Raw genomic sequence first — 18,140 nt, 5'->3', positions numbered from 1 at the left:
ACTTCCGCTGTATTCCTTACTATACCATCGACCTTCTTTTTCTATACTGCGGATAATAACACAAAATTAGGAAGGAGATTTTATTACAATGTTAGTGCTTTATTAGTTATTGCAAAATAATTGGCATTTCCATTATTCTATCTGTTAGACTTCTTAATGAGTAGATTCATATAGTATCGTTATGGTAGATTGAAAACAAGAATGGAAACAATGGAAACGATATACTCTTGACAGCAAATCATATATTTGATATATTATATTTTGCTATACATAGTTTATTGATCTGATAGCTCAGCTGGGAGAGCACCATCTTGACAGGGTGGGGGTCGCAGGTTCGAACCCTGCTCAGATCACCATAGAACATAATGCCGAATGCCTTGTGAACACTGGGTTTTTTGGATTTTTTTGTTTTCATGGAATCCCCATGAATCCTTTTTTTTAAATGATGTAGATTGGGTGCGTTTCGTTTATCGATTTCAAACAATCTTTTCGCTCTTGCTATAGAGCACTTCTCCATGTCTCAGCAGTATCTTCCTGCATATGAGGAGATATATGGGCTTATCTATTAAGCATTTTCACACTCGACCACCCCATGCGCTCTCCAATTCGTTTATTATTTTCTCGCAGTTACAACAACAAGACTACATAAATAACTTTAAGTACACCAATAAAGTGTTTTTTCATGGAATCCCCCTTAATTTTATTGTAATATTAGCAAAGAAAGAAGCCTACCATGTAGGTAGACTTCAATAAAAACACACTCATAACTCTATTTTAATACAAGATCATTGCACTGGGTTATAAGTAACGTTATATATTAGTTCTGTATTTTTGCCGAATTTATTACTTGCTACAAATTTAAAGGTATTTTTCCCTGACACTAATGTTACATATAATTGGTTGGACGATACCACTTTATCATTTACATATACAATTGGAGAGTAATCGTTGAGATCGTCTACTGTCCAAGATAATGAAATAGATTCTGAATTTGTCGTCTCTGGAGCATATTTCAGCGTTAAAGTTGGTGCTGGTGGTTCAAAAGAAACGGTCAACGTCTCTTCCGTACTATCCCCATGACTATTCGTCGCTTTTACAGTAATCGTGTTTAAACCGGGCTTTAAAGTAATACTCGTTTGTGTATCATACATTCTACTATTGTTTACTGTCACAATCGGAGAATAGTCATTTTGATCGTTTACTGTCCAGCTTATTGTTAGTTGTTGTTTATCCGTAGTTGCAGCAATGGAATTTACTTTCAAAGTAGGTCCTTCGTTCTCAAAGACTACAGTATATGACTTCTCTGTAACCTTACCAAACTTATTTACTGCTTTGAATGTCACAACATTAGAGCCTTTTTTTAACTTTATTTGTGATGATGAGCCATATTGTAGTTGATCATTCAAATAAACATATGGTTTATTATCGTTTGCATCTGTAACCGTCCAATTTAAAGTTAAATATTCTTTATCCGTCTTATTAGGAACATTCTGCACAACGATTTGTGGTCCTTCACCCGTAAATATAACTTTTTTAACTACTTTAGTTGTTTTTCCCGCAGCATTTTCCGCTTCAACTGTTATTTCATTTACTCCTTCTTCTAAAGAAATTTGTGTAGACGAGCTGTTATTGGAGCCGGATTGTTTTTTCCCATTAACATATACAGTCGGATAAGCATCATTATCATCTTTAACTTTCCAATTAACGGTAATAACTTGCTTCGAAGTTTTTTCCGGTACTCCAGTTACCTCCAAGCTTGGAGCTCCTTTTTGAAAAGTCACTTTTTTGGTGATAGTCTCTGATTTACCTCCCGCAATACGAGCAGTAATTTTGTACGTGTACGCTCCCTCTTCTGATAATCTAAAGCCAATCCGAAACTGTCCACTTGTAACTTCAACTTCTTTATTATTAATATATACTTTAGCATTGTTGGCTGTATCTCCCGTTATATAAAAAGATGGAGATGATATTGTTTCAGGAGCACTGACGTTTAATTTAAGTTCTTGCTGTCCATCCCCAACAGCACCTTTTATCGCACGATACAACAATACAGCAGCTTCTGAGCGTGTTAATCCTTTTTCTGGGTTAAAATTCTTGTTGTGATCGCCTACCATCAACTTATTTTCTACCGCCAGTGCAATATAAGTTTTTACATTTGGTGAAATTAAATGTTCGTCTCGAAAACGATTCAATATCCATTCATTTATTAAGTCGTTGGGTTGATAACCTAAAATCTTAACTAGTGCAACAGCAACATCTTCACGTGTAGCCATCCCTTTCGGGTCAAAAAACGCTTTTCCAGATGGTGGGTAATAACCAGTTAAGAAATCTTTGGCTGCTTCTATCGCGGCAAATGACCATCTCTCAACGGATATATCTACGAAGGTTGGCTGCTCGTCAGCAGGTGGTAAATCTAAATAAAACGAACTCGTAATCAACTTGGCAAACTCTTCTCTTGTTATTTTTTTATCCGGTTGAAATGTATTATTAGCATAACCTTCAATGACACCTAATTGAACCATACTACTAATCTCATCTTTCGCCCAATGCGTTTCACTAACGTCTTTAAAAGTATATTCACTATCAGCAAAAGACGGATTGGCTATCGCAGTAACAAAGAACAATAATGCTGCTACAAAAAACAAAACCTTTTTCATTACAAATTATCTCCTTTATATAGTTATTAATAGCAACAGTCTATCATCAAACTATCTTTTGGTAAACATATCTAAATTTTGAATTTCAGTATTTTTTGAATAATTAGTCATCTGATATCGTCCCTTTTCTATTAAGATTAAAAAAACCACTATTAAAATGGTGGTCAAAAGTCAGTAAACACCATTCATTCTAACGTCTTCAAACGCTCCCAGAACAGCACGTAATCAAAAATGACATAAGATTACGATTAACATGTTTCTACGTAGGAGACGAGATGACACGAGCTGTTCTAGCGTTCATTAATGCTTGGAGTAGCACTACCATTAATCAATGTTAGCATTACTAACATCGAACGTCAGATGAAGATTTAATTGTATTTGAACATGAAAAAAATCCCTTGATTATCAAGGGATTTAAATGATTAAGTATGGTGCCGAGGACCGGGCTTGAACCGGTACGGTAGTAACCTACCGCAGGATTTTAAGTCCTGTGCGTCTGCCAATTCCGCCACCCCGGCATGGAGTGATTTGTTACTTTATGGTGGGCCCTGAGGGACTCGAACCCCCGACCAATCGGTTATGAGCCGATTGCTCTAACCAACTGAGCTAAGGGCCCTCAATATGTATATCTTACCAGCTCAGAACCGAATTGATAATTGGTTGCGGGGACAGGATTTGAACCTGTGGCCTTCGGGTTATGAGCCCGACGAGCTACCGAGCTGCTCCACCCCGCGATACATAATATTGAGTTGATCTTTTTTAAAGTAACTTTTGTTTCCTTAGTAACTTACCAAATGCTTAGTTACTTTAGAAGTTTTTTTATTTGTTGCGGCGACATAAATTAATATACTACAGATCACTATAAAGAGTCAAGCGTTTTTAAAAAAGAATTTAAAATCTTTTTTTAAAAGTTATAAAACATAGTTTATTTATACAGAATAATTGCTATTTTTCCTCATGTTTATCGTCAAAAAGTAACCAGTTTACTGTAGTTCAAATTATTTAACTTTCATTCAAAACTACAAATAAACTGGTTCTATACTATTTAGATCATCGGTTGTAATAAAATCTTACTCTATTCCAGCCGCCTCTTTTAACGCTTCTTTAGTCGTCATATCTGGAACCTCAATTTCTTCTGCGGTTGCCTGTAATGCCTGGTTACCTTTTGTTTCCCACTCTGCAAGAGCTTCTCTGACTGTCATTTCGTCTTTCGCTACGCGTTCGAACAATTCATACCCAAAATTTCTAGCTTCCCAAATGCCCGGTTTTGTTTCGTATAGTTGATCGATATTTTCTGATCGGGGAGTTAATGGACGAATGTTTAGAAATGCATCAATATTATACTGCATTTCACCTACTGGTTTAATATAATCTTTTCTAGCAACTAAATCATGAATACTTCTCGATTTAATTTTTGCCCAATCTTCGCCATTAATAAATTTAATAAAATCCCACGCACCATCTGGATTTTGTGCTTTCGCATTAATTCCCATTAATTGTTGCAAATAAACGCCACTGCTCGCTCCAGGATTAGCAGCATCCGTTGGTAACGTCACGACATCCCAGTCAATCATTTCGAATCCGTCAACCCTAGAGGCATTATCAGCGGCAAGTCGTAGTTCATTCACATAATAATATTGTCCGATGACCATGCCCAGTTTTCCTGAAAGAAATAAGTCTCCCAAAAAGGGATTGGTATTTTCATTGTTTTGCTCCGAGTTAAAAAGTTGATCTGTATATTCACGAGTTGGGAATACATTTTCCTTGTTCATATTTACAATTAATTCCCAAGCATTAACCCACCGATCACTATTCACTAGCATATTATCAGCAGTTTCATCGAAATAAGCAAGTTGTAATGCCGAAACATATTCGGACATATTTCTAGCTGAATCACCATTCGCCCACATATCAAAGGCAAAACCAAATCTAGGATCTTCGGAATCTACCTTCGTAATACGGCGAGCAAGATTAAATACTTCTTCCCACGTCATATTATCTGTTGGTGGTTCTATCTGAAGATCACTAAAAAACTTTTTATTATAAAACAAAGCAGAGGATGAAAAGGTTGGTGTTAAAGCATACAAGCTATTATCTCCCACTGCTTTTATACCTTCGATTACAGCAGGCACTATAGCTGATGTATCGAATTTATCTCGCTGGATAAGTGGATCTAGTGATTGCAATAAATTATCTTGATACATTTTTGGTAGCATTTCGTAATCCATCACTACAACATCAACAGGATTCTCCCCTGTCACTAGCTGCTTCATCTGTTCGTACAGATCCAATCGCTCGTTTTGTTTGTTGGGATCTAAATAGTCAAATCGCTGATTGGGATCGTTCAATGCACTTACAATTTCAAATGTTACTTTTCCATTATTCAACAGTTCATAAGCATCTGTATACTGCTGACGGAAGTGAGGATGGTTATCTACACCATCCCCGTATAACATGCCAATCCGAATAACGGAATTTTGGTTATCTTTTGGGCTAGCTTTACTACAAGCGGATAACAAACTAATCGAAAAGATTAAAACTAACGATACTACTGTCATTTGACGAGTTAGTTTAAATACTCTGCTTTTGTTCCTCATCTTGGCCGCCCCCTAATTTTTTAGGTGAAGAAATAGTAATCTTCTCGCCATCAAACTCCATCGATGCTTTGTCGCTAATTCCTAGCGCATCCAAATATTCCTTAGGCACTTGTAATCTACCCACTCGGTCGACCACAACATAAGCTTCATGGATTTCTTGAAGCCCACCTGTTTGCTCTTCAAATCCTTTTTGAGCATCCATATTGGGATTTCGTTTAATAAATTCCGTACTAGTTAATCCGTCTCGAATAGCTACTACTCTATCGACTTTACTAGCAAGTGTAAGATCATGTGTAACAATGACGATAGTAACGCCTAACTCCCGATTCAAGCGGCGAAATATGCCCATAATCAAGTCGGATGTCGCTGTATCGACAGATCCCGTTGGCTCATCAGCCAGCAGTAGCTTCGGACGATTAGAAAGCGATATGGCGATCGCCACACGCTGTTGCTCACCACCAGAGAGCTGGTGCAATTTATTGTGCATCCGCTCTTTCAGCCCTACCCATTCCAGAAGTTGTTTCGCATAATCTCGATCTACCTTACCCGAGAGCATCATCGGCATTTCCACATTTTCAAGTGCAGTTAAATACGGTAGTAGATTTCTAGCATTGTTTTGCCAAATAAACCCTACAGTAGCCCGCTTATATTGAACTAGGTCTTCTTCCGTAATTTTGAGCAGATCCCATTCCCCTACTTTAACTGTTCCAGCTGAAGGACGGTCTAGACCGCCCAATGTGTTCAATAGCGTAGATTTACCACTACCACTGTTACCGATAATGGCCATTAGTTCTCCTGCTTCTACCTTCAAGTTCAGCCCTTGAAGCGCTACAACTTCTAGATCGTCCGTTTTAAAAATTTTAACTAGACCTTCACATTCAATCATCTGTTTTAACGCTCCTCTCCCATTTTGACTGCTTGATGGACTCGTAAGCTACGAATATGCATAAATAATATCAATGCCCCTATCGCCATCATTACTCCAACAACGATAAATAATTGATTTGTATCATTCGAATTAAAGATAACTCTAAACGGTGGAACAGTTTCCGCGACATTTTCTGTCGTTTGTAAAAACGGTAAAAATAACAAGCTGACAACTCGACCAATAAGGACTCCTAAACCAATCGCCAGACCCGCTGTAAATAACTGCTCAAGCAACAGCATTCCTGTTAGTTGTCGACGAGACAAGCCCATCGCACGCAATACTCCGAACTGCACAGCGCGACCAGACAAATTGAAGAACCAATATAAAATATATCCTGCCAGTGTAATAACGACAGATACTAAAAATCCTAAACTTAGTATACCGAACACTCCACCACGAGATGGATGCTTCGATTGTATTAAAAGTTCACTACGGACATCCGTAACCGAAGCTAGTTCAATGCCATTTTCCTGTAAGTATTCCACTACTGGAGCTAATTTGGCGCCATCTTCCATCTTCATCCATACTTCATACGGCATAATTGGTAATTGATCGTAAATGTAATCAAGATTGGCAATAACGAATGGCATTTCATCAGGATATTGTGACGGCCAATAAGGCAGTATACCAACGATACCAAACTCTACCATTCCATCCGCAAAACCTACGGAAATACTATCTCCTAATTGTAACTGATATTTTTCGGCTACATTGGAGGAGATAAGTGCGCCATGCTCGTAATAATAACCCAAATAGTTCAAATAATTGTACGGGTGAGCTGGAAATAAATCAGGACGGAACCAAGCTACTTGTGAAAACTTATCGTTTTCGATACCTAAAATAGATCCTTGTCCAATTGATTTTCCAGAAATAATAACATTTCCTTTTGTTTTTAATACTCTAGAAACAGCTTTCACACCTTCAGCTGCTTTGAAGACTTCAAATGGCGGCTCATTATACAATATTTTGGATGGTGGTTGTGGAGGCTTGCCCCCTGGTCCACCCGGACCTCCAGGTCCTCCTGTGTTTCCACCTGGATTGTTACCGCCTTGTCCTCCGCCAGAATTTCCACCTTCACCAGGCTTAGGCATCTCTGGTGTACCTTCCCAAACCGTTTGAATAACTACATCCGTTCCATGTTTGTACAAAAGTCGTTCTGTAGAGTTCAATTCGATTGTTCTTGCAGCAGACGCATTATAAACGCCTAATCCAAGTGTCAAAACTAACAATATCATCAGTGAATAATAACCGCGAGATGAACGTGATAATTGCGTTAAAGTTAAATACAGTGGGACAGGTAAAAACTTACGACCTAACCAATTAAATAATTTCAGTAGCCATGGGAAAATACGTAAAAAGAATAGTCCCATTGCAAATATTGCTAACGCTGGTACGAAAAATAAAAATGGCTGCACATTAAGCTGGTCAGTAGTCATACCAGTTTGAAATGTAATCATCTGTCTCTCTTCAAATAAGTACCAGCCATATCCCGCTACTGCTAATAGGATAATGTCAAAAAACCACCGCTGCCACACCGGTTTACGATCAGCACGAGCCAAGCTTTGCTTATAATTAACGATAGACGACCGCGCATAAATAATTGCCGGAATAACAGTAGCTAAGATCGCTAGAAGAACTGCTGCTCCGCCTGCTATAATAGCCTCTGTTGAAAAACCTATCGGAATTGATTTACGGTTAACAAATGATAAGAAACCGTTGGCTGATCCAATACTTTTCGCCATAAACCAGCCCAACATAGGGCCTATTATAAGCGCAGCTCCGCCGAGAATAACACTCTCGGTCAAATAAATCATAATAATTTGACTAGTGCGCGCTCCTCTACTACGTAAAACAGCAATATCGCTCCGTTGCTTATCCAGTGCTTGTCTAGCATTCATTGCAATAAAGAAAAATACCATCGCAATCATCGGTGCTGCTAGAGTAAACAACAATGTTTGTAACTGAATACTTTGCTTTTTAAAATCTGACAATAAATCGGCAAAGGATATTTCAATTCTTGCATCTTTCAACTTTTGATATAAATCTATATCGATTCTATCCAGCGTGCTGCTAAGTGGAGCCAATTGACTTGTTTGGATAGAACTAAGATCAAAAGAATAATACCAACCTGCACTATGTAGCGGTATCTTTTTTTCAGTTAGAAGACCATTGGTTAATGCTTGATCACTAATTTGTAACGTTGATAATAAGTTTTCTAAACCTTGATACCAATAAGGATCATTTTCATCTAATGGTTCTACAGCACCTACTATTTTAATGCGCAGTTTTAAATTTTGCATCCCTTGTACTGGATAAATCAGTACATCTCCAATATGCAAATCATTACGAAATAAAGCTTCTTCCAAAAGTACTGCTTCAACTGTTCCATCACTAGCTAGCTGATCACTATACCATTGTCCTTGTACTAGCTCTACTTTGTCTTGCATCCCCGTCATAGAAGCGATAGAAAACTGACGATTACGTCCAGCATCTACTTTGCTCGGATCTTCCGGCTTGACGTTAGCACCACGTAAGGAATAGGATTGGACAAAGTTATCATATGGAAACTCAATTTTATTCGGTATTTCTTCCGTAACATATTTCTCCACATCTTGTATTGCAGCAATATCTGTCTTAGCTCCTGGAGGTGCCTGATAACGCATCAATAATGAACCCGCAGGAAGTCCCGCACTATTTTCCTTTAAAGATTCCGACACTACTCGCTTTAACGCACCATCCGCATACATCGGTATACTTGTAGCAAAAGCGACTGCCAGTGCTAGACCAGCTAGTGTACTAAGCGTTAACCATCTTGTGTTCCACATTTTGCGGAACAGAAAACGAAATAATGGCATTCCCATGTTTTAGCGACCTACTACTTTCTGACCAGGCTCAAGCCCCTTCAAAATTTCCACCTGCGTTGGCGTTTGTTGACCAACTTCAACGTCCACTTCACGTTTCGTATCATTTTCAATGACCTGTACATAGGTGCGGGAACCAATAGTACGTAGTGTAGACGGCGGAATAACAATAGCATTTTCAGTTCGACTCGTAATGATATCCACTGCAATCGGCATACCTCGTGTTACTTCTTTAGGCGCTTCAGCAATTTCGATAATCATAAAATCTTCTGGTCGTTCCGGTTTATTCGCATTATTTCCTGGATTGTTATTATTGTTTTCTTGTTCTGTTTTTGGTTCTGGTAATGATTTAATTTTCCCTTTTACTTTGCCAACATTATTCATACTAACAACCACTTCCAAGCCAACAGCAACTTTTTCTAAATCATTTTTACTTAATTTAGCTGCTGGAACGTACTGCGATGTATCGGCAATAATAGCTATAGGATCATATGCTTTTACTTGTGCCCCTTTTTCAACCGACACGGTTACGACCGTACCACTAAATGGAGCAGTCAAAACAGATTTCGCTATCTCTTCTTCCAAATCGACTAATTTTTGTCTCTTCTCTTCAAAAGCAATTTGCTTTTCCTCAAATTCCACCGGGTCCATCTCATCACTATTACGCAATGTTTCTTTCATCAATGTTTCTTCACGTTTAAAAGCAAGTCTTTCATTACGCAATGTTTTTTCTAAATCTTCTACGTCAAGTTCAGCAATAACCTGACCTGCCTCCACTTTACTTCCGTTTTTAACAAAAATATCTTTAATGTGACGGTTTTCAGCAGTGAAATAAAGAGTTTCTTCTTCTAGTGAAATGTATTTCCCCATCACTTGAATTTTTGATTCCAATGTAGCAGTTGTCACCGGATATTCGGGTTTTTTTGAAATAGCTGCCGGCTTAATCGTTGGCAATACTTCTTCTTCCCCTTCCGATGGCAATAATGCACAGCCACTAACTAATATCATTGATAGTCCTATTGATGTAGCGACTAATGAACGTTTAAATGAACTTCCCGTCCACCATTTCATAGACATGATCGGCAACCTCCATAATTGTAGGATCGTGTGTAGTCATACAGATTGTAACTTTTTCATTTTTAATAATATGTTGAAATAAATTCATCACCTGGGCAGACATATTCGAGTCTAGTTCTGCTGTAGGTTCGTCTGCAAGCAGCAAGATAGGGCGGTGAGCTATTGCTTTGGCTATTGCTACCCGCTGCTGCTCTCCACCAGACATCTCAAATGGTCGATGCTTCATTCGTTTCCCGAGCCCAACCATTTCCAAACATTCTGTTACTCTAGCTTTCCATTCACCGCGAGGCACACCTGCCATCCGCAGTGATAACTCAACGTTCTCCCAAGCAGATAATAGTGGCATCAGCGCGTAAGCTTGAAAAATAAAACCAAGCTGAGAGCGACGAATAGCAGTTCTCTCATCATCACCCATCCCGCTAAACTTTTTTCCATTAAACCACACTTCTCCCTTGCTAGGTATATCTAACCCCCCTAAACAATTGAGCAGTGTTGTTTTTCCCGATCCTGATCGGCCCCGTAACATGACTAATTGACCACGTTCTAAACTCATATTAATTCCTTTTAAAACGTGTAGCGGCTTGCCACCGACTTGAAATGTACGTTCCACTTGGCGAACATCCATTAGTTTGTGTGGCTGTTCGACAGAAGTTACAGCGGCAGCATCAGAAACCTGTTCTGACAGTTTCTCTTTTACTTTCATAAGAGCAACCATTACCCCCTATTCTCTCGTTGTAATATTTTCATATTTCTAATCTTATACCATAGACGCACAAAATGTATAAAAAGTTACGAGTTTTTTAATATTATACCACTTTATTTTACAAATTTCGGATATAAATCGCATTTTTCACAAAAATAAAGCATCTCTTCTTCAATAACTGCGAAGAGATGCTTTATTTTTTATACCAATACTACTATTTTCCGTATGTTTGTGGTGTTTCTCGCCATTGTTGTAAACTAGCAATATCACTATTTTTTACTATCCCTTTTTCTACTGCAGTAGTAATAAGAGCAGAATAATTAGATAATGTTTGAAGCGGAATGCCTGCTTGAGAAAACAATTCCTCTGCATGGGAAAATTGATAAGAAAAAATAGCTAGTACAGCTAGCGGAGTAGCTCCTGCCGCTTCAATAGCTTGCGCTGCTTTTAATGAACTACCACCTGTAGAGATCAAATCTTCGATAACAATTACTTTTTGACCTGGCTTAATTAAGCCTTCGATCAAATTTTGTTTCCCGTGTCCTTTTGCTTTATCACGAACGTAGGCCATCGGTAACTGTAGTTGTTCCGCAACAAACGCTGCATGCGGAATGCCAGCAGTAGCTGTTCCAGCAATCACTTCTGCTTCTGGATACTCTTTTCGGATAATAGCAGCAAATCCGGCTGCAATTCTAGTACGAATAGCAGGATAAGCCATCGTTAAACGATTATCACAATAAATCGGGGATATAATCCCTGATGTCCAAACAAAAGGCTCTTCTGGGCGAAGTGCAACCGCACCAATATCTAATAAGTCTGTAGCAATTTGTCCTGCTAGCTCTTCTTTATTCAACAGAAATCATCTCCTCAATAATAGTTTCGATTGCTTCTCTCGGATTTTCAGCTTGCGTTATTGGTCTACCTATAACCATATAATCTGTTCCTACTAGCAATGCATCCTTCGGCGTCATAATACGCGATTGATCGTCTCGGTTAGCTCCAACCGGTCTAATTCCAGGTGTTACCGTTACAAATGACGAGCCACAACGCTCTTTAATGTTTTTCACTTCTACCGGAGAAGCTACTACGCCTGCTAGACCTGCTTGTTTTGCTTGCAGCGCATAGTGAATAACAGCATCCTCTACAGAACCAGCAATGCCGATTTCTTCATTCATCACCTGTTGATTCGTACTGGTCAGTTGTGTTACTGCAATAATGACGGGCATAGATCCACCGACTATTGCCGCCCCTTCTTTCGCTGCTTCCATCATTGCCTTGCCACCTGCGGCATGCACATTAAACATATCTACACCAAGAGAAGCGATACTTTTCGCTCCACCTTTGACAGTGTTTGGAATATCATGCATTTTTACATCCAAAAATACCGCATAACCAGCTTCTTTAAGTTTTGTTACAAAAGCAGGGCCTGCAGCATAAAATAGCTGCATCCCCACTTTCATATAACAAGGAATACCTGAAAGTTGTGAAAGTAATTGTTCTGCTTCATCTGCACTAGCATAATCTAGCGCCACCATCACCTTTTTAGCTGCTTGCTCCCTAGTTAGGCTCAATTACATTTCATCCTTCCATATCCTATATTTATTTAACTGTATTTTGTATTACACGTTGGCAGGCATCGCTTCTGAAGCAAAGTTAATAGTTTGCAGCATGCCTAGTAATGCGCGTACTGTATCTAAAGAAGTTAAACAAACTACCCCATTTTCTACCGCTTCACGGCGAATACGGAATCCATCACGCTCTGGCGCTTTACCTCTAGTTAAAGTATTCACTACAAAATGAGCTTTTCCTTCACGAATCAGGTCAAGTATATTTGGTGAACCTTCACTTAATTTGTGGATAGGAGTAACGTTAATTCCTCCAGTTTCCAGCGCAGCTGCTGTACCACCAGTAGCATAAATTGTATAGCCTATGTTGTAAAACCCTCGTAATAATTCGACAGCTTCTTGCTTATCTTTGTCAGCCACTGTTGCAATAATAGATCCCGCAGTCGGAATTTTCATACCTGCTCCAAGTAATCCTTTGTACAGTGCTTTGGCATAAGATGCATCTCGTCCCATTACTTCCCCAGTCGACTTCATCTCCGGCGTTAACGTTGGATCCACTCGGCGTAGCTTAGCGAAGGAAAATACAGGAACTTTGACAGAGACATATTTATCTTCTGGCCATAAGCCAGTGGTGTAACCAAGATCAGCAAGCTTTTTACCAAGAATGACTTGAGTAGCTAAGTTCGCCATCGGCAAAGTAGTTACTTTGCTCAAAAACGGTACCGTTCTAGACGATCTTGGATTAACTTCGATAATATAAACTTTTTGTTGGTGAATAACAAACTGAATGTTCACTAGTCCAACAACATCAAGAGCTTTCGATATTTTGATCGTCATATCTACAATTTCTTGTTTCACTGCTTCCGTTAATGATTGTGGAGGATAGACCGCTATCGAGTCACCGGAGTGAACGCCCGCTCGTTCTATATGCTCCATAATGCCAGGAATAAGTACGGTTTCTCCATCACAGATCGCATCTACTTCCGCTTCTTGACCTAACATGTAGCGATCGATCAATACCGGATGCTCTGGATTAATTTTCACAGCCACTTCCATATAACTTAGCAATTCTTCATCAGAATAAACAATCTCCATCGCTCGACCACCAAGTACGTACGAAGGACGTACAAGAACTGGATAACCAATTTTTCTTGCTGTTTCGACTGCTTCGTTAACAGATGTTACTGTTTTTCCTTCTGGTTGAGCAATATTTAAACTACGTAGCAATGCTTCAAACTTTTTACGATCTTCCGCTGCATCAATGCTTTCCAAACTGGAACCAAGAATTTGTACACCCGCTTCAGCAAGTGGTTCAGCAAGATTAATTGCTGTTTGTCCACCGAACTGCACAATAACACCTTTCGGCTTTTCTTGTTCAATAACATGCATAACATCTTCTAGAAAGAGTGGTTCAAAGTATAGTCGATCAGAAGTGCTGAAGTCTGTAGATACAGTCTCTGGATTGTTATTAATAATTACTGCTTCATATCCGGCATTTTGAATAGCCCACACCGCATGTACCGTTGAATAGTCAAATTCTACCCCTTGACCGATACGAATTGGTCCTGAACCGAGTACAACAATTTTTTCTTTCTCAGAAATGGTAACTTCATTTTCTTGCTCGTACGTAGAATAATAATATGGAGTTTGTGCTTCAAATTCCGCCGCGCACGTATCTACCATTTTATAAACAGGTATTATCTTTTGTTCGTAGCGATATGCTCTTACTGTTGCTTCGTCAATAAGCTGTCCTTGTGGGAAAGCAGCTCGACGAATTTCAGCGATAGAGCGGTCGGTTAAACCGATTTGTTTCGCTTCATACAATCGTTCAACTGTTAGCTGCTCTTCACTGGCAAGCAAACGTTCAAACTGAACAATATGCTCAAATTTATTTAAAAACCACCAATCGATTTGCGTCAAATCATATAGCTGTTGCACATCATAGCCCCGTCGTAAAGCTTCAAACACAAGAAACAATCGTTCATCATCAGGAGTTTTTAGACGATAATTTAACGTTTCTTCATCTAATAAGCTCGCTTCAGGCAAGTTCATACGATGTGTCCCGATCTCTAGAGAACGAACTGCTTTATGAAGTGATTCTTCCAGTGTACGTCCTATTGCCATAACTTCTCCAGTTGCTTTCATTTGTGTGCCAAGCTTGCGATTAGCATTGACAAATTTATCAAATGGCCAACGTGGAATTTTTGACACAATATAATCGATTACTGGTTCAAAGTAAGCATAGCTTTTCCCCGTTAGAGGATTTACAATTTCATCCAACGTATAACCTACTGCTATTTTTGCAGCCATCTTAGCGATAGGATAACCAGTCGCTTTACTAGCTAGAGCAGAGGAACGACTTACTCTCGGATTAATTTCAATAACATAATATTGGAAGCTAAAAGGGTCAAGCGCAAATTGTACGTTACAACCGCCTTCGATTTGAAGTGCACTGATCATTTTTAGCGAAGCAGTTCTTAGCATTTGATGTTCATGGTCAGACATCGTTTGCGCTGGTGCCACTACAATACTGTCTCCAGTATGCACACCGACTGGATCGATATTTTCCATGTTACAAATAACAATACAGTTATCGTTAGCATCTCGCATAACTTCATATTCAATTTCTTTCATTCCCGCAATCGACTTTTCAATCAAACATTGATTGATCGGGCTGTAACGAATACCTGAGGCAACAACTTCTCTTAGCTCTTCTTCATCATGACAAATTCCGCCACCAGTACCACCCAGTGTAAATGCAGGACGTACGATAATTGGATAACCGATTGTACTTGCAAATGAAACAGCAGCATCAACTGTTGTTACAATATCACTTTCTGGTACAGGTTGATCTAGTTCACGCATTAGTTCACGGAACAAGTCGCGATCTTCCGCTTTTTCGATAGCAGATAACTGCGTACCAAGTAATTGAACATTTTCTCTCTCTAATACACCTGCACGGGCTAGCTCAACCGCCATATTAAGCCCCGTCTGACCACCAAGTGTCGGAAGCAATCCATCAGGCTTCTCTTGTCTAATAATCTGTGTAACAAACTCTAATGTGATAGGCTCGATATATACTTTATCTGCCATATTCGTATCGGTCATAATCGTTGCCGGATTACTGTTTATTAAAACAACTTCATATCCTTCTTCTTTTAGTGCTTGACATGCCTGGGTGCCAGCGTAATCAAACTCAGCCGCTTGACCAATAACGATAGGACCCGAACCGATGACTAGTATCTTTTTTAGTTTATTATTTCGAGGCATGTTGAAGCGCTCCTTTCAATTGTTGCAACAGTTTAGCTTGTGGCATAGCATCTTTCGTAGATTGTTTATGATTATTCATCATATCAATAAATTCATCGAACAAAAACAATGTATCATGTGACCCTGCACCTGGTTGAAACTGTACAGAGAATGCAGGATAATTCAAATGCTGTAATCCTTCAACTGTACCATCATTGTTATTAATGTAACTAATAGCTAAATCAGTACTTTGTACAGAATCTTTGTACACGACATAATTATGATTTTGACTCGTAATATAACAACGATTATTCGCTAATTGCTTCACAGGATAATTTCCACCGTGGTGACCATACTTCATCTTTTCCGTACGTGCGCCACTTGCTAGTGCAAACAAATAATGCCCTAATCCGATGCCGAACAACGGATATTTCACTAACAATTGTTTTACCGTTTCAACGATATGAAGTAATTGTTCCGGATTTCCTGGTCCATCTGATAAGACAATCCCATCTGGTGCAAGCTGATCAATTTCTGCTGCGGATGTATCGTAAGGAACAATAACAACATCACATTCTCGCTTAGCAAGCTGCTGCAACAATGATTTTTTCGTGCCAAAATCAAGTAAAACTACTCGTTCACGTTGACCAGGATTAAAATACATTGTTTTGGTAGCCGCACGTTCGATCAATGCTATCGCATCAAGCTGCTGTGATTGCTGTAGTTTTGCTATTAACACCTCTGACGCTTCCGTACTTGTTGTAATAATGCCTCGCATTGTGCCATATTCTCTAATTTTTCGTGTTAACATTCTTGTATCAATATTGCTAATGGCAGGTATGCCATGTTTTACTAACAATTGTTCCAGCGAGTGTTGCGCTCTCCAGTTACTAGGGTAAGCTTCATAACTTTTCACAATTAGCCCTTGAATTTGCGGAATCATCACTTCGAAATCTTCACGTGTTATTCCGTAATTTCCTACTAGTGGATAGGTCATTACAACAATTTGACCTGCATTGGACGGGCTCGTAATCAGTTCTTGGTAACCTGTTACTCCGGTATGAAAAATAACTTCCCCTGTATGCTCTGTTTGTGCGCCGAATGACTTCCCAGTAAATATCGTGCCGTCTTCTAATATTAGTCTTGCCTGCATTCCACTCGCTCCTTTACTTATTGTCTCTATTCTGTCCAAACGACCTTCCCGTCAACAATAGTTGTCGTTGGCCATCCTTTCAGCTTCCAGCCACCAAAAGGCGTATTATTGCTTTTGGAGGCAAATTGCTCTGGGTCTACTTCTTTTTCAAGATCTAGATCTACAATCGTCAAATCTGCTGGTGCGTCTAAAGCTAGTAAACCAGTATTCAAGCGGAACACTCTTGCTGGATCAGCTGTCATCCGTTGTAGCAAAAATCCTAGTGTCCATTTACCTGTCGCTACAAATTTTGTATATAATAATGGAAATGCTGTCTCTAAACCAACAATTCCGAATGGCGCCAAATCAACGCCTTTATTTTTTTCTTCTGCGCTGTGCGGTGCGTGATCGGTCACGATCATATCGATCGTACCATCTTCAAGAGCTTCGATCATTGCTTGTACATCACGTGGAGTACGCAGCGGTGGATTCATTTTCCAATTTGCATCATCAAGCCCTGGAATATCTTCATCAGATAAAATTAAATGATGTGGGCAAACTTCTGCTGTAACACGAACTCCTACTTGCTTTGCTTGACGAATTAATCGAACCGATTGTTCGGTACTAACGTGGCAGACATGATAGTGAACACCTGTTGCTTCAGCTAACAGTACATCTCGTCCAACATGAATCGCCTCCGACTCATTCGGGATTGCTTTCAAACCATACTTACGTGAAAATGCTCCTTCGGAAGCCCAAGCTCCTTTTACAAGCGTATCATCTTCACAGTGTGCGATAACAGGCATATCTAACGATTTTGCCAAATACATCGCATCTTTCATCATTTGTGCATTTTGTACACCGACACCATCATCCGTAAATCCAATGGCACCTGCTTCTTTTAGTTCTTCAAAGTTCGTTAATTCTCGACCCAATTCATTTTTAGTAATTGCAGCGTATGGTAATACTTTCACAACAGCTGATTGCTGTGCTTTTTCTACAATATACTGCACCGTTTCTTTTGTATCTGTTACTGGACGAGTGTTAGGCATACAAGCAATTGTTGTAAAACCACCTTTTGCCGCTGACAACGCACCCGTCACAATATCTTCTTTGTATTCAAAACCAGGATCACGCAAATGGACGTGCATATCAATAAAACCAGGTGCTACTAGCTTTCCAGTAGCATCAATTACTTCTGCTCCAGCCGTATCTACCGACTCACCATTTGTAACTATACGAGCGACTTTGCCATCAACAACATAGACATGGTTCACCTCAAGTGCTTGTTTTGTCTCATTCCATACTTGACCGTTCATTATCCATAGTGACAATTGCAAACCCTCCATTATAGATCATCATTATATTTTA

The 18,140-nt window shown here is 39.3% G+C and carries 11 protein-coding genes and 4 tRNA genes; 1 reads left to right on the top strand and 14 read right to left on the bottom strand.

The annotated features are described in order from the left end of the window. The first annotated feature begins 280 nt into the window (after positions 1–280). Positions 281–356, top strand: a tRNA-Val gene (locus ACFSTH_RS09090). Positions 357–785: 429 nt separating this feature from the next. On the opposite strand, the gene ACFSTH_RS09085 is transcribed toward ACFSTH_RS09090, so the two are convergent. The 14 genes from ACFSTH_RS09085 to ACFSTH_RS09020 all read right to left on the bottom strand — a co-directional run bounded on the left by ACFSTH_RS09085 (position 786) and on the right by ACFSTH_RS09020 (position 18,103). Next, positions 786–2,657 carry an S-layer homology domain-containing protein gene (locus ACFSTH_RS09085; RefSeq protein ID WP_377772133.1) on the bottom strand — a complete coding sequence of 624 codons (1,872 nt, stop codon included), beginning with the start codon at positions 2,655–2,657 and terminating at the stop codon, positions 786–788. 429 nt (positions 2,658–3,086) lie between these two features. Next, a tRNA-Leu gene (locus ACFSTH_RS09080) sits at positions 3,087–3,175 on the bottom strand. Positions 3,176–3,196: 21 nt separating this feature from the next. Next, a tRNA-Ile gene (locus ACFSTH_RS09075) sits at positions 3,197–3,273 on the bottom strand. Between the two features lie 41 nt (positions 3,274–3,314). Next, positions 3,315–3,391: transfer RNA gene (locus ACFSTH_RS09070), tRNA-Met, on the bottom strand. A 336-nt stretch (positions 3,392–3,727) separates the two neighbouring features. Then, positions 3,728–5,254 carry an ABC transporter substrate-binding protein gene (locus tag ACFSTH_RS09065; protein WP_377772135.1) on the bottom strand — a complete coding sequence of 509 codons (1,527 nt, stop codon included), beginning with the start codon at positions 5,252–5,254 and terminating at the stop codon, positions 3,728–3,730. Then, entirely contained in the window at positions 5,229–6,140 is a 912-nt protein-coding gene (locus ACFSTH_RS09060; RefSeq protein WP_377772137.1) for an ABC transporter ATP-binding protein, read from the bottom strand. The genes ACFSTH_RS09065 and ACFSTH_RS09060 overlap by 26 nt, the downstream gene beginning before the upstream one ends. Positions 6,141–6,145: 5 nt before the next feature. Further along, positions 6,146–9,043 carry an ABC transporter permease gene (locus ACFSTH_RS09055; protein WP_377772139.1) on the bottom strand — a complete coding sequence of 966 codons (2,898 nt, stop codon included), beginning with the start codon at positions 9,041–9,043 and terminating at the stop codon, positions 6,146–6,148. Positions 9,044–9,046: 3 nt separating this feature from the next. Beyond that, a complete protein-coding gene (locus tag ACFSTH_RS09050) occupies positions 9,047–10,120 on the bottom strand; it encodes an efflux RND transporter periplasmic adaptor subunit (protein ID WP_377772141.1) in 1,074 nt (357 codons plus the stop codon). Beyond that, positions 10,086–10,823 carry an ABC transporter ATP-binding protein gene (locus tag ACFSTH_RS09045; protein ID WP_377772143.1) on the bottom strand — a complete coding sequence of 246 codons (738 nt, stop codon included), beginning with the start codon at positions 10,821–10,823 and terminating at the stop codon, positions 10,086–10,088. Before ACFSTH_RS09045 ends, ACFSTH_RS09050 begins: the two co-directional genes overlap by 35 nt. A 214-nt stretch (positions 10,824–11,037) precedes the next feature. Next, a complete protein-coding gene (pyrE, locus tag ACFSTH_RS09040; RefSeq protein WP_377772857.1) occupies positions 11,038–11,679 on the bottom strand; it encodes an orotate phosphoribosyltransferase in 642 nt (213 codons plus the stop codon). Further along, positions 11,669–12,394, bottom strand: a complete 726-nt coding sequence (gene pyrF, locus ACFSTH_RS09035) for an orotidine-5'-phosphate decarboxylase (RefSeq protein WP_377772145.1) — start codon at positions 12,392–12,394, stop codon at positions 11,669–11,671. The genes pyrE and pyrF overlap by 11 nt, the downstream gene beginning before the upstream one ends. A gap of 48 nt (positions 12,395–12,442) precedes the next feature. Next, positions 12,443–15,658: a carbamoyl-phosphate synthase large subunit gene (gene carB / locus ACFSTH_RS09030; protein WP_377772147.1), complete on the bottom strand. Its 3,216-nt coding sequence runs from the start codon at positions 15,656–15,658 to the stop codon at positions 12,443–12,445. Then, on the bottom strand, positions 15,645–16,790 hold the full coding sequence (locus tag ACFSTH_RS09025; protein ID WP_377772149.1) for a carbamoyl phosphate synthase small subunit: 1,146 nt from the start codon (positions 16,788–16,790) through the stop codon (positions 15,645–15,647). Before ACFSTH_RS09025 ends, carB begins: the two co-directional genes overlap by 14 nt. Before the next feature lie 26 nt (positions 16,791–16,816). Further along, a complete protein-coding gene (locus ACFSTH_RS09020; RefSeq protein WP_377772151.1) occupies positions 16,817–18,103 on the bottom strand; it encodes a dihydroorotase in 1,287 nt (428 codons plus the stop codon). Positions 18,104–18,140: the final 37 nt, after the last annotated feature.

This window comes from Paenibacillus yanchengensis (genome assembly GCF_042684845.1).
GTDB classification, from domain to species: domain Bacteria; phylum Bacillota; class Bacilli; order Paenibacillales; family Paenibacillaceae; genus Pristimantibacillus; species Pristimantibacillus yanchengensis.
This window is presented reverse-complemented; position numbering and strand designations above follow the sequence as displayed.

Bases quoted from the DNA above. Each gene is read 5' to 3' on its own strand.
- ACFSTH_RS09050 (WP_377772141.1), bottom strand. From the start codon at position 10,120: ATGTCTATGAAATGGTGGACGGGAAGTTCATTTAAACGTTCATTAGTC.
- ACFSTH_RS09045 (WP_377772143.1), bottom strand. From the start codon at position 10,823: ATGAAAGTAAAAGAGAAACTGTCAGAACAGGTTTCTGATGCTGCCGCT.
- ACFSTH_RS09060 (WP_377772137.1), bottom strand. From the start codon at position 6,140: ATGATTGAATGTGAAGGTCTAGTTAAAATTTTTAAAACGGACGATCTA.
- ACFSTH_RS09055 (WP_377772139.1), bottom strand. From the start codon at position 9,043: ATGGGAATGCCATTATTTCGTTTTCTGTTCCGCAAAATGTGGAACACA.
- ACFSTH_RS09025 (WP_377772149.1), bottom strand. From the start codon at position 16,790: ATGCAGGCAAGACTAATATTAGAAGACGGCACGATATTTACTGGGAAG.
- carB (WP_377772147.1), bottom strand. From the start codon at position 15,658: ATGCCTCGAAATAATAAACTAAAAAAGATACTAGTCATCGGTTCGGGT.
- ACFSTH_RS09065 (WP_377772135.1), bottom strand. From the start codon at position 5,254: ATGAGGAACAAAAGCAGAGTATTTAAACTAACTCGTCAAATGACAGTA.
- ACFSTH_RS09085 (WP_377772133.1), bottom strand. From the start codon at position 2,657: ATGAAAAAGGTTTTGTTTTTTGTAGCAGCATTATTGTTCTTTGTTACT.